Source organism: Mycobacterium kansasii ATCC 12478 (assembly GCF_000157895.3).
GTDB lineage: Bacteria > Actinomycetota > Actinomycetes > Mycobacteriales > Mycobacteriaceae > Mycobacterium > Mycobacterium kansasii.
The window spans coordinates 5,652,155-5,665,476 of the sequence record NC_022663.1; the positions used below are offsets into that span (position 1 = coordinate 5,652,155).

At 66.8% G+C, this 13,322-nt stretch carries 9 protein-coding genes; 5 read left to right on the forward strand and 4 right to left on the reverse strand.

What is annotated here, in order from left to right:
- The first annotated feature begins 166 nt into the window (after positions 1-166).
- Positions 167-3,079, forward strand: a complete 2,913-nt coding sequence (locus MKAN_RS24560; RefSeq protein WP_023372752.1) for an arylsulfatase — start codon at positions 167-169, stop codon at positions 3,077-3,079.
- Positions 3,080-3,149: 70 nt separating this feature from the next.
- On the opposite strand, the gene MKAN_RS24565 is transcribed toward MKAN_RS24560, so the two are convergent.
- The gene (locus tag MKAN_RS24565; RefSeq protein WP_023372754.1) at positions 3,150-3,578 is read right to left on the reverse strand and encodes an anti-sigma factor antagonist; all 429 of its coding nucleotides are present in this window, start codon (positions 3,576-3,578) and stop codon (positions 3,150-3,152) included.
- 150 nt (positions 3,579-3,728) lie between these two features.
- On the opposite strand from MKAN_RS24565, the gene MKAN_RS24570 reads away from it, so the two are divergent.
- Positions 3,729-4,334, forward strand: coding sequence for a TetR/AcrR family transcriptional regulator (locus MKAN_RS24570; RefSeq protein WP_023372756.1), 606 nt, complete (start codon positions 3,729-3,731; stop codon positions 4,332-4,334).
- A 278-nt stretch (positions 4,335-4,612) separates the two neighbouring features.
- The gene (locus MKAN_RS24575) at positions 4,613-5,566 is read left to right on the forward strand and encodes a glycosyltransferase family 2 protein (protein ID WP_051404554.1); all 954 of its coding nucleotides are present in this window, start codon (positions 4,613-4,615) and stop codon (positions 5,564-5,566) included.
- A gap of 43 nt (positions 5,567-5,609) precedes the next feature.
- Here MKAN_RS24575 and MKAN_RS24580 read toward each other — a convergent pair whose 3' ends face one another.
- Positions 5,610-6,263, reverse strand: coding sequence for a DedA family protein (locus MKAN_RS24580; RefSeq protein WP_023372760.1), 654 nt, complete (start codon positions 6,261-6,263; stop codon positions 5,610-5,612).
- A gap of 143 nt (positions 6,264-6,406) precedes the next feature.
- On the opposite strand from MKAN_RS24580, the gene MKAN_RS24585 reads away from it, so the two are divergent.
- The gene (locus tag MKAN_RS24585; RefSeq protein ID WP_023372762.1) at positions 6,407-8,044 is read left to right on the forward strand and encodes an acyl-CoA synthetase; all 1,638 of its coding nucleotides are present in this window, start codon (positions 6,407-6,409) and stop codon (positions 8,042-8,044) included.
- Between the two features lie 10 nt (positions 8,045-8,054).
- Here MKAN_RS24585 and MKAN_RS24590 read toward each other — a convergent pair whose 3' ends face one another.
- Both MKAN_RS24590 and MKAN_RS24595 read right to left on the reverse strand, forming a co-directional pair.
- A complete protein-coding gene (locus MKAN_RS24590) occupies positions 8,055-8,693 on the reverse strand; it encodes a phosphotransferase-like protein (protein ID WP_172836655.1) in 639 nt (212 codons plus the stop codon).
- Positions 8,694-8,732: 39 nt separating this feature from the next.
- Positions 8,733-10,322: an HNH endonuclease signature motif containing protein gene (locus MKAN_RS24595; RefSeq protein WP_023372766.1), complete on the reverse strand. Its 1,590-nt coding sequence runs from the start codon at positions 10,320-10,322 to the stop codon at positions 8,733-8,735.
- Positions 10,323-10,880: 558 nt separating this feature from the next.
- Here MKAN_RS24595 and MKAN_RS24600 point away from each other — a divergent pair.
- Positions 10,881-13,304 carry a PE family protein gene (locus MKAN_RS24600; protein ID WP_023372768.1) on the forward strand — a complete coding sequence of 808 codons (2,424 nt, stop codon included), beginning with the start codon at positions 10,881-10,883 and terminating at the stop codon, positions 13,302-13,304.
- Positions 13,305-13,322 lie beyond the last annotated feature (18 nt).

Here is a 13,322-nt window from a genome sequence, read left to right on the forward strand (position 1 = left end):
AAGAGGCTGAAGTCCCCTTCCTGAAGTTCCCGGGTCCCCGGTCGGCCGTTGGTGGCCGCGCGGCGATTCGGGGACGTTGGTCCCTACCGATCGGTTCCGCGGGTCACCACGATTGCTGCTACGGCGGCGGGGAGCCGAAGCTCAACACCTGCAGAAAGGGACTTCGATGAGCGACGATCATGCGCTGGTGCTGGTGGCCGGCTACCCGGACCTGGCCGCCGCGCACGGCGATTTCGACACCCTGACCGAAAGGGTGAGTAACCGGACGCTGGCGTTGACCGGCGCCGTGCTGGTCGGCAAGGACACCGACGGTAAACCCGTGCTGATCGACACCGGTAACCGCCTCGGCCGCCGGGGGGCGGCCTGGGGTGTGGGGGTGGGTCTGGCGGTCGGGCTGTTCGCCCCGGCGTTGCTGGCGTCGGCAGCGGTCGGTGCCGCAGCCGGTGCCTTGGCGGGCACATTCGCCGACCACCGCCTCAAGACCGGTCTCGGCGACAAGATCGGCCGGGCATTGTCGGCCGGCACGGCAGTCGTGATCGCCGTGTTGCCTGAAGGCAGCCGGCTCGCCGTCGAACAGGCGCTGGATTCGTCGCCGATGAAATCGGTTGCCGAACTGGACAAGTCGACTCTTCACGGGCTGGAATCGGCGTTGACCGAGGCGATGGGCAAGTTCAACCCCGACCGCACCCGGCTGCCGCTACCGGACCGCAAATTCGGTGGCGTGATGGGCCGCACGATGGGAGAGTCGGTGGGCGACTGGACGATCGTTCCGGGACCGAAGGCGCCGGAGGGCGCGCCCAACGTTCTGATCGTGCTGATCGACGACGCGGGATTCGGCGGTCCGGACACCTTCGGCGGCGCGATCCGCACCCCAACGTTGACCCGTGTCGCACAGAATGGCTTGACCTACAACAGATTCCATGTCACCGCCGTGTGCTCCCCGACCAGGGCGGCGCTGTTGACCGGACGCAACCACCACCGCGTCGGATTCGGATCGATCGCGGAGTATCCGGGTCCGTTCCCGGGCTACTCGTCGGTCAAGCCGCGCAGCTGTGCGGCGCTGCCGCGGATATTGCGTGACAACGGCTATGCCACCGGCGGTTTCGGCAAGTGGCATCTGACTCCCGACAGTGTCCAAGGCGCCGCGGGCCCGTTCGACAATTGGCCGCTGGGTTGGGGATTCGACCACTACTGGGGCTTTCTGTCCGGGGCTGCCGGCCAGTACGACCCGATCATCACCCAGGACAACTCGGTGCTCGGAGTACCGCAGGGGTCGGCAGGCGGGGACGGCAAGCCCTATTACTTCCCCGACGACCTCACCGACAAGGCCGTCGAGTGGCTGCACGCCGTGCGGGCCCAAGACACCGATAAACCCTGGATGATGTATTACTCCACCGGGGCCACCCATGCCCCTCATCACGTCGCCAAGGCGTGGGCCGACAAATACCAGGGTGTGTTCGACGACGGCTGGGACGTCTACCGCCAGCAGACGCTGGAGCGGCAGATAAAGCTCGGCATCGTGCCGCCGGACACCGAATTGACCGAGCGGCCAAGCCTTTTCCCTGCCTGGGACAGCTTGTCGGACAGCCAGAAAAAGCTCTACGCCCGCCAGATGGAGGTGTTCGCCGGCTTCTCCGAGAATGCCGACTGGAACGTGGGACGGCTGCTCGATGCGGTCGAAGACCTGGGCGAGTTGGACAACACCCTGGTCTTCTACATCTGGGGCGACAACGGCGCCAGCATGGAGGGCACCATCACCGGGTCGTTCAACGAGATGACATTTCTGAACGGCATCGTCCTCGATGCCGACCACCAGCTGCAGCTGATCGAACAGTACGGCGGAATCGAAGCGCTCGGCGACGAGCACACCGCCCCGCACTTTGCCTCGGCCTGGGCGCACGCCAACAACACACCGTTCCAATGGGGCAAGCAGATGGCCAGCCATCTCGGCGGGGCACGGGATCCGATGGTGGTTGCCTGGCCCGGCCGGATCACGCCGGACAAGCGAATTCGCGACCAGTTCACTCACTGCATCGACATCACGCCGACGGTGCTGGAGGCGGTCGGCCTGCCCGAGCCGACCAGCGTCGACGGCATCGACCAGGAACCGATGGACGGCACCAGCTTCCTGCACACCTTCGACGACGCCGCCGCCGACGAGCGCCACAGAGTGCAGTACTTCGAGATGTTCGGCAGCCGGGCGATATATCAGGACGGCTGGTGGGCGTGCACCCGCCTGGACAAGGCGCCATGGGACTTCTCCCCGCAAACCCTGCAACGCTTCGCGCCCGGAAGCTACGACCCCGACAACGACGTCTGGGAGCTGTACTACCTGCCCGACGACTTCTCGCAGGCCCGCAACGTGGCCGCGCAGCATCCCGACAAGGTTGCCGAACTCACCCGGCTGTGGTGGCAAGAAGCCGAACGCAACCGGGTGTTGCCGCTGCTGGGCGGCCTGGCAGTGGTGTTCGGCCAGCTGCCGCCGATGCCCACCGTCACGCGGTTCTCGTTCAAGGGCGACGTGCACAACATTCAGCGCGGCATGATCCCGCGTATCTACGGCCGGTCCTACGCCATCGAGGCCCGCCTACACGTGCCCGACAGTGGTGCCGAGGGCGTCGTCGTGGCCAACGCCGACTTCATCGGCGGGTTCGGTCTCTGGGTCGACGAGCAGCGGCTGCTGCACCACACCTACTCCATGCTCGGCGTTGAAACCTACCGGCAGGTCTCCACCAAGCCGATCCCCACCGGCGACGTGACGGTCAAGATGCTCTTCGAGTCCACCCAGCCCGTCCCCGGATCCGGCGGCCGCGTCACGTTGTGGGCCGACGACGAGCTGATCGGCGAAGGCGACATGCCGCAAACCGTGCCGTTGGCGTTCTCCTCGTATGCCGGGATGGACATCGGCTGCGACAACGGCCTGGTCGTCGACCGCGCCTACGAGGGAAAGGCGCCGTACCCGTTCACCGGCACCATCCGCGAGGTGGTGTTCGACCTGCAGCCCGTGCACGAGGAAGCCGAGAGGGCGCTGCACGAGCACGCGGCGGTCCAAGCCGTCGGCCAGGGCGCCGCGGGGTGAACGCGGGGAGCCCCGCTCACGCAGCTCGGCAATCCAGCCACGACGCGCGTGACGTCCGGAGCTGCTTGGACTACCAGCTTGGCCGCAGAGCGGACGCCACCGTCGGGTACACGGGCAATAGGTCGCTGAACCCGCAGGCCGCCACGATTCGGGCGACGGTCGATTGCGGGGTCACTAGGCGTAGCTCGGCGCCGCGGCGACGACACCGATCGGCCTCTTCGGCCAACACCGTGTAGGCGCAACAGCCCATGAAATCCAGGCCGGTGACGTCGACGACGAACAACCCCGACCCGGGGACGCTGGTGGCTGTCTCGGTGATCAGCTGGCGCCAGGTGTGCTCGTTGCAGGCATCGACCTCGCCGCCCGCGTGTATCAACACCGCCGCTCCGTTGCGGTCGGTGGTCGCCCGCAAGGTGCTCCGCGGGTCGCCCAACTCGCTGACAAGCCGCGTGCTGAGCATCAGGTGTGGGGTGATCGGTTCTGCTGTAACCACGCTCATGGCGCACTCCTAATCGACTGGCGCCGCAGCGCCGCGATGGATGCCCGTCCTGCGCGTCTGAAGACAGACTTCGTCGTTAGGTCTCATTTGTATAACGAGACAGGTCGGTCTGTCTACATCTGGGGTCTGAGAGTATGGTTAGGGTTTGCTATGGCCGTACCGGAGTTCGCCACGCCGGCTGCACCGGCCCGTGAGCGCATCCTGGGGGCCGCCTACGAACTGTTCAGCCGGCGCGGTATCCGGGCAGTAGGCACCGACGAGGTGATCGAGCGGGCGAGTGTGGCCAGGGCCACGCTGTACCGGCATTTCGCGACCAAGAACGACCTGGTGCTGGCGGTGCTGCAGCGGCGCGAAGAACTCTGGACGTACGGTCTGATCGACGCACACTCGCGCGAGCTGGGCAACACCCCCGAGGAACAATTGCTGGCGATCTTCGACGTCCTGCACGATTGGTTCCAAAGTCGCGACGGATATGAAGGCTGCTCGTTTATCAATGTGCTGCTCGAATTGGGGCGTGATCATCCCGTCGGGCAGGCTTGCGTCGCCCATATCGATCATGTGCGTGACATGGTGCGGGAACGTGCGGTGGTAGCCGGCCTCCTCGACGTGGAGGATTTCGCCTGGTCGTGGCACATCCTCATGAAGGGCGCCATCATCATGGCGGCCGTCGGGGACGCCGAGGCGGCGCACCGTGCGCAGAAGATGGCCCGCGTTCTCATCGAACGGCATCGTCCGCAATCCGAAGCGGCCGGTTAGCGTTCGCCGGATGTCGGCCTGGCAAACGATTGCCTAAAGCAATCATTGCATTGACAAATAGTTGTACTTACTTATAGTAAGTGCGAAGCGACTGAGTTGCGCACCGGACACGACAGCGACGGGTATGCGGGCGAGAGCATGCGGGTGCCGACTCACGCGCGAAGACCCCCGCCTGGCTAACGATGCGCCGGCGCTCGGTAAGCGAAGAATGAGGAAACCACATGGCTATTGTGGGCGTCGGACTGGAATCTCGGTCAGCTGCGGGATCGTCTCCTACGGTGGCAATCGTTATCCCCGCCTATAACGAAGAACGCTTTATTGCCAAGTGCCTGGCGGCATCCATTCGTCAGACATCGCCGCCGGATGAGATCATTGTGGTTGACAATAGATCGGCCGACGGCACCGCATCGATCGTACGACGGTATCAAGAAGAGAATCCGCAAATCGACATACGCCTGCTCCATCAAACCGAACATCAGGGCGTTATTCCGACTCGCAATTGTGGGTTTGACAATACGCGCAGTGACGTGATCGCCCGGATCGACGCCGACGCCATTCCTCCCCATGACTGGGTCGAGACGGTTCGGTCCTGCTTTCAGGACCCGGACCTCGACGCGGTCTCGGGGCCGGTCTTCTACTATGACATGCCGTTTCCCGCGCTCGGTCTCGTTTTTGAGCGTATGGTCCGCCGGACACTGCATCGCATCGGCAAGGATCAGCGGTTTCTTTACGGAGCGAATATGGCCATCCGCGCGTCCGCGTGGCGGGCGATTCGGCACCTCACCCAGCTGGATCCCGAAGACCGGCTGCACGAGGACATCGATCTGGCGATCACGTTATTCAAGAATGGTTTCGAGGTCGGATACGATCCCGGACTGGTGGGCGGTTTGTCCTGCCGCCGGGCGGAATGCACGGTGCGCGATGCCTACTGGTACATCACTCGCTACATCAGGACGACGAAATTGCACAGTGTCAGAAGTAACGTCGCACTTGTCGCGATGTCCGTACTCGCGCTGGTCTATTTCCGGCTTCGCATGATGCGGTTCTTCTTCGATGGCGAGAATAATCAACTGACGCTGTCGAAGCTGCGTGCCGAATTCCGCGGCAAGCGCGATGGATTGCTGCGCCGCCGCTCACGCGCAATACCCAGTGGGGAGCGGTTGCCCGCGGTTGCCGCCGGCGTGTCTGCCGGTCGCCCGGCACCCGTGCCGGGGTACCGGCTCGTCGCCTAGCGCCAGCTCGCCGACCGACGTGGCCTGTCGGGCGTGGTGTTGATCAGGCCGCCGTGTCCGCCTTGCGATAGTGCTCCTGCTCGAGTTCGGCGATGGCCCGCGACGTGCGCTCGCGCAGCAGGATTGCCGCGATGATCCCGACCACGATGGCGACGACCAGCGCGACCCAGGAGAAGCGCTGCATCCAGCGTTCGGCCGCCATCCCGGCGTAGTAGACCAGCGCGGTGGTGCCACCCGCCCAACAGATGGCACCCGACACATTGGCGGCCAGAAATCGTGGGTAGTGCATTTTCAAGGCGCCGGCGAGCGGCCCGGCCAAGATCCGCAGCAGCGCGATGAAGCGACCGAAGAACACCGCGCGAACGCCCCAGCGGTTGAACAGCCGCTCGGCGAGCGCGACATGTCCGGGGCCGAAGTGCCTCGGAAACCGCCGGCCAAGCCGGTCGAACAGCGGCATGCCGAATCGGCGGCCGATCGAGTAACCGATCGAGTCACCAACTACCGCGCCGATTACGGCGGCAACGCCAACACCGACGGGGTTGACGGCCAGATCGTGATGTGACGACATCAGCGCCGCGCTGACCAACACGATCTCCCCGGGAAGGGGAATGCCCAGACTCTCGACTCCGACCACGCCGCCCACCACCAGGTAGATGGCCAGCGGCGGGATCGAGTGCAGCAGCGCTTCCACATCCATTGCTAAAGGATGCCTGACGCATGCGCGCCGCGCCGTGTAACGAGGCTTGTGACCGGGAGCGCCGTATTTGCCGTCACATCTGCCCCACGAGTGCGGCCCCCCGATGGCGTATATTCGGCCGTCACATTGCCAGGAGGCCGTTAGTGGAATACAACATCGCTCAGGTGTTCTCGGCGGTGGCGGCGGCCAACCCGGATCGCGACTGCATCGTGTTCGGTGACCGGCGGTTCACGTACGCGCAGACCGACGAACGCGCCCGCCGTTTCGCCCGCGCCCTACACCGGTGGGGGCTCGGCGTTCGTCGGGAACGTTCCGAGTTGGCACCCTACGAATCGGGACAAAGCCACCTCGGTTTGTACATGGCGAACTGTAACGAGTTCCTCGAGGCGATGATCGGGGCTTACAAAGCCCGGGTCGCCCCGTTCAACGTCAACTACCGCTATGTTGCCGACGAACTGGTGTATCTGCTCGGCAATGCCACCGCCGACGCCGTCATGTACCACGCACGATTCGGCCCGACGCTGGCTGAGGCCTTGGAGAGATACGACCGCCGCCCGCGCCTGATCCATGTCGACGACCATTCGGGAAACGATCCGTTGCCGGGGGCGGTGCACTACGAGGAACTGCTGGCCTCGATGTCCGACGAGCCGCTCGACGTGACCCCGTCGCCCGACGACCTTTATGTGCTCTACACCGGTGGCACCACCGGAATGCCCAAGGCGGTGCTGTGGCGTCAGCACGACATCTACATGAACGCAATGGGCGGACGGGCTTTCGGCACCGGCGAGATGGCCACCAGCCTGGAGGAGATCGTCGAGCGGTCACGGCCGGACGGGCCGGGCTCGATGACGGCGGCGCCGCTCATGCACGGCGCCGCACAGTGGGCGGCATTCATCAACCTGTGCGGCGGACGGACGTTTGTCATGGCGCCGACGACCACCCACTTCGATCCTGCCGAAGTGTGGGCGCTGGCCAGCCGGGAACAGGTGGTGTCGCTGTCAATTGTCGGCGACGCGTTCGGCCGGCCGTTGATCGACGAACTCGAGTCCGGTGATTACGACTTGTCCGGGCTACTGATTCTGGTCACCGGCGGTGCGGCGCTCAGTGCGCCGATCAAGCAGCGCTTCGTGGAATTGCTGCCGCAACTGGCAATCCTGGACGCGGGCGGGTCCTCGGAGTCGGGGTCACAGATGGGCCAGGTGTCCACTCGCCTGCAGGGGGCTTCCGGCCGGTTCGCTCCGAACCCGGGCGCGGTGGTGGTCAGCGACGACATGACCCGGATCCTGTCGCCCGGAGACGACGAAATCGGCTGGCTGGCCCAGCAGGGTCTGATTCCGCTCGGATACCTCGGCGACCCCGAGAAGACGGCGCGAACGTTTCCCGTCATCGAAGGGATTCGCCATTCGGTTCCCGGCGACCGGGCCCGCTGGGACGCCGATGGGGGAATCGAGCTGCTCGGCCGCGATTCGGTCACCATCAACTCCGGCGGGGAGAAGATCTTTGCCGAGGAGGTCGAGGCCGCGATTGCCGAGCACCCCGCTGTATACGACGTCGTGGTGACTGGTCGTCCCAGTGTCCGGTGGGGAAGCGAAGTCGTCGCGATCGTCCAGTTGGCGCCGGGCCGGCATGCCGACCCGGACAGCATCATCGCCGAGGCCGCGCGCCACATCGCGCGCTACAAGCTTCCGAAGGACATTGTCTTCTGCAGTCGGGTGCAACGTTCGCCGTCGGGCAAGGCCGATTACCGCTGGGCGAAAGATCAAGTGACACAAAAACTTTAACGCGTCGTGCTCAGGACAGAAAGCGTTTATGTAGCCGGGTGAAGGCGGTGGGCTCGCGGCACGCCCGGTAGCGCTCGTGCAGATCTCGGGCCAGTACCTGGACCGGGGTGGCCGTGGTGTCCAGTTCGAAGTCGTACTCGGCATCGGCATGTGCGGCGCGGGCGCTGCCCCGGTTCCAGCCGGGGTAGCGGTTGCCGCGTTCTTGCTCCCGGCGAGCACCCTCTTCGTCGGAGACGTGGACTCCCACCATCCAGACTCTGCAGCCCTCGAAAATCCGGAGGGCGTCCACCAGCCACTCCCGCTTCCAGATCACCTCGTCGGCGATCACGTTCATGCCGTTGTCCAGGTAGGCCCGGATGGCGTGGTAGCGGGCATGCATCGCCTGATCCAAGAGCGGACCAGGATGCACGGTGAACCAGTCCAGACCGTCGTCTTCGACCAGGCTGTCCCACGTGTAGTACTCGGGCCGCACTCGATCGAGGTCCAGTTGCGCGGGAGGCAGTGCAAACCAGAACAGGTCGATACCCAGGTGCATCCAGCATTCGGCGGCCAAGTCTTGGAACGCCATAGCGAGTGACGTCTTTCCCGCGCTGGATCCACCGTTGAGAATGATGAGCTTGCCCTGGGCCGTCTCAGTCATAGCTGCCATAGCCGGATGAGGGTACCGCCAGGTTCGGGTTATTGCTCGTCAAAATGGTGGATCGTCAGGCACGGGGGGTGCCGGCGGTGGTCGCCAGTCCGGTGGGAGTTCCTCGGATTCGCGGGGATCATTCACCCAGGTGCAAAACGGACTGGTGCTCCGGTCGCCCTTGAACAGAAACAGCATGTCGCGCATGTGGTTTCGAAACTTGCGTGCTTCGATCTCTGCTTTCCGTGCCTGCCGCAACTCTTGTTCGGCGGTGTTGGCGCGGCGTTGAACGTGATTGCGGTTTCGTGCTCGAGCGATCCGCGCGGCGCGTTCGTCGGCCCGGGTCCGAGATCGGCGTGGCGCGGGATTCGAGAACAACTCGGCACCCGCGGGTACCGTTCGATATGTCTTGCCGGTCGGCGATGTCCAGATCACGACACCGTCGGGCAGTTGCTCGTCCCGCCATCCGGTGATGCCGCCGTGAAATGTCTTCAGCCGGTGGTGTTTTCGGCACAAACACTTGAGATTGGCAAGTACCGTCCGGCCACCGGCGCCTGGGTCGGTGTGGTTGAAGGGGATGGTGTGATCGATATCGCAGACCCGCGCCGGTCGGCTGCATCCGGGAAATCGGCAGGTCAGATCTCGGCAGCGGACCGCGCGGTCAAGCGCGGCCGATGGGTGATACGTCAAAGCGCCGGCTTCGGAGGGTAGGTCCACGATGAGGTGACGGGTCGCCGAGGCCGTAAGTTCGCGGACCAGGTCGGCGTCGATGACGCCGTAGCCCTCGACGTATCCGGGTTGTTGGCTCTTGCCCGAAAGCGTGTCGGCAGTGGCCACGACGTTGACGAGCACCTGCGCGCCGGTTGGTGCGACTGCGCCACCGGGCCGGGCCGGGCAGTTGCTCGATCCGCATCGACAGGCCAGGGGTCCACCGGCGGCCAGCGCTCCGAGCGCGTCGGCGCGACGCTGCGCAAGGGTACGGGGGTCGTTGCGGCACACGGCCGTTGCCAACTGCGACAATCTGCGGTCGAAGGCGGTGGCGTCTGCGCCGGTCACGATGCCCCACAGCTCGGCCATGCCGTCGGGATGAGGCGTGATACCGATCTCGCGTTCGTCGTCGGCACGGCGTCGGCGCTCCCGGGCGGCGTCGGGATCGATCGCCAGCACCTGCCGGTCGATGGCGTTGACGATGCGCTGGCGCGACCACCCTTGCCACTTGCTGATTCGTGCCGCAAGCGACTCGTCGAGCCTGGCGATCAGCTTGTCGTCATTGACCAGATCAGTGCGGCTGATGGTCAATTGCGCTGTGCGCCAATCGATTCTGCCGTCGGCCAACAGCGCTCCGATCCGACGTAGCCGGGTATCGAGCATCTCCGCGCAGTGCACCTGGTATGCGGCAGCCGCCGAAGAAACATTCAACGCCGCCGCTACCTCGGCGCAGGTCTGCTCGGCCCCGTCGATGGTCGCGTAGGCCAAATCCGGGTCGCGGCGTTCGGCGCCGCTTCGGCGGCGCAGCAGCGCCGCCACGCAGGCGAGGCGTCGCGCGGTCAGGGCCGACTCCTGCCGGTAGGCGCTCTCGATTGCGGTGACCAATTGCTCCGGCGTGAGCTGGTCCAAATCCGCAGACGATGCACCGCGGGTCTCGAACATGCTTTCGATTATGTCGTTGAGGTGCGACGATTTCTCGGGTCCGCGGCCTCACTGTGGATGAACTTCCGACTGTGGATAACTCCTTTACGCCGAGTAGCGACGCTGTGTGGCGCTCGCCCGCGAGGTGCGTGCCGCGGCCTGCCGAACGTCGCCGATCGCTTGGCGAAGCTGAGTGTCTGCGATAGGTCCTGTCTCCCAGTCGAATTGCCTGGTCCGGCGGGTACGCGACGACAGTGGGTCGCCTCGGCACTGAGAGCGCCGCCGTCTGTGGCGGGGTGGGTTGCGATCCGGGCACCTTCCAGCGGCAGCCACGCACGCCGGGTATGTTTGCTGGTTTCGGCAGTACCGGTGCGCCGGCCGGCGCTCATCGTGCGGCCCTCCGACGGACGTTGACCACAGTATCTGGTGGCACTGCAAACCGCGACTCGCCTTGCCTCAAAAGCCCTCGAGGTGTTCGCTGCGGGGATAAGATCTGTTGCTGCAGAGTGCTCGATGGTTCCTCGATGGTCCCTCGATGGTCCCTGGCAACTGTTGCGTTGTCTTGTCGGGAGGTTGCACATGTCGTTTGTTGTGGCGGCGCCGGAATGGATAGCGACAACGGCGTCGGACCTGGCGGGTATCGGCTCTGCGCTCACGGCCGCCAATGCGGCTGCAGCGTTACCGACGACGGCGATAGTCGCGGCGGCCGAGGATGAGGTGTCGGCAGCGATAGCCGCCGTGTTCGGATCGCACGCACAGGGCTATCAGGCCCTCAGTGCCCAGATGTCGGCGTTCCATCAGCAGTTCGTGGCGGGGTTGACTGCGGGTGCCGGCGCGTATGCGGCCACCGAGGCGGCCAGCACGTCACCCTTGGGACAGTTGCTGGGGTTGATCAATGCGCCCACCCAGGCGCTGCTCGGGCGCCCACTGATCGGCAATGGCACCAACGGCGCCGACGGCACCGGCGCTCCCGGTGGGCCGGGCGGGCTCTTGCTCGGCAACGGCGGTAACGGCGGTTCCGGCGCGCCGGGTCAGGTCGGCGGTGCTGGCGGAGCCGCGGGGTTGCTCGGCAACGGCGGGATCGGCGGGAAGGGCGGGGATGCGGTCGCCGGGAACGGCGCCGCCGGTGGCGCCGGTGGGGCCGGCGGATGGTTGCTGGGCAACGGTGGCACCGGTGGGGCTGGCGGAGCGGCAGCCGCTGGTGGAGTAGGCGGTGTCGGCGGTGTCGGCGGGGCTACCGGGCTCATCGGCAGCGGGGGAACCGGCGGTTTCGGTGGTGCCCGAGCGGCGGGCACTACCGGCGGGGTCGGTGGTGCCGGCGGGGTTGGCGGCGTGTTCGGCAACGGCGGCTTCGGTGGACACGGTGGTGCCGGTGATCTCACCGGCGGCGGTGGAGCCGGCGGAGTCGGCGGTGCGGCCAGCTGGTTTGGCAGCGGCGGGGTTGGCGGTGCCGGCGGGGAGGGTGCGCCCGGCGGCAACGGCGGTGCCGGCCCGATGTTGATCGGCAACGGCGGTAACGGAGGGCTCGGCGGGGCCGGGGCGGCCGGCGGTAACGGTGGCGCCGGCGGCACCTGGTTCGGCGACGGTGGGCACGGCGGGCAAGGCGGTGCCGCTGTCGCGGGCATCCTGGGCGGCCTGCCCGGACAGGGCGGCAACGGGGGCAACGCCAACTGGTTCGGTTCCGGCGGTAACGGCGGGCAGGGCGGCACCGGCCTGACCGGAGCGAATGGGGTCAACCCACCGCCCAGCGGGACGGCCGGACCCGGTTCCAGCCCCCTACCTGCTTCGCTCACGAATGCCGGCACCATTGGTGCTCACGTCATTTTCAACGGCATGAACGGCGGTCCCGGCGACCCCGGCGGCGCCGGCCAGACCGGCGGCACCGGCGGTACCGGCGGCGCCACATCGGTGACGAACACCAATACCGGCTCGATCACAGGCGTCATCGACATGACCGCCGGCGGCGGCGGTAATGGCGGCACCGCCGGTGCCGGCGGGAACGGTGGCGCGGGTGGGGCCGGTGGGGACGCCACGGTCACGAACAACGGCTCGATCACCGGTGCGGTCAATGCCACCGGCGGGGCCGGGGGCAGTGGCAACACCGGCAGTGCCAGCGGTGGTGACGGTGGTGCCGGCGGGATGGGCGGCCTGGGTCAAACCGCGGGCAATGGTGTCGCACAGGGCGGCGCCGGCGGAAACGGCGGTGCCGCGAGCGTGGCATTGGGCGCAAACGGCGGCAACGGCGGTGCCGGCGGCATGGGCGGCAACGGCGGACATGGCGGGATGTTCATCGGCAACGGCGGTGCCGGAGGCGCCGGAGGGACCGGTGGTACCGGTGGAATCGGCGCAGCCGGCTTTGCCGGCGGTGACGGCGGCGCCGGCGGCCAGGGCCTCAACAACGGCACGGGCACGGCGACCGGCGGCAACGGCGGTCTCGGCGGCGCCGGCGGCGTCGGTGGCACCGGCGGCACGGGTGGCAGCGGAGGCGTCGGCGGCAACGGCGGCGCCGCCGGGTTCATCGGCATCGGCGGCGCCGGCGGCACCGGCGGCGCAGGTGGTTTCGGCGGGATCGGCGGCATCGGCGGTGCCGGTGGCGATGGTGGTTTCGGCGGGGCAGGCACCACCACCAGCACGGCGGCCACATTCGGCGGAACCGGCAACAACGGTGCTCTCGGCGGCAACGGCGGCACCGGGGGCGCGGGAGGGGCCGGCGGATCGAGCGGCGGCAGCGGGGGAGCCGGCGGCGTGATCGGTTGGGCCGGCGCCAACGGTGGTACGGGCGCCGGCGGCACCGGTGGCAACGGCGGTCAGGGCGGCGCCGGCGGTAACGGCGGCAACGGTGGAAATGCGTCGACGGGGGGCACCGTAGGCCAAGGCGGCAATCTGGCGCTGGGCGGGCAAGGCGGCACCGGTGGCGCTGCCGGTGGTCCGGGCGGCAACTCCGGGTTCACCGGCAACTTGGGTGTGCCCGGCAGCAACGGCTTGCCCGGGACGATTGTGTGACGGTGCGCTGATACCGTC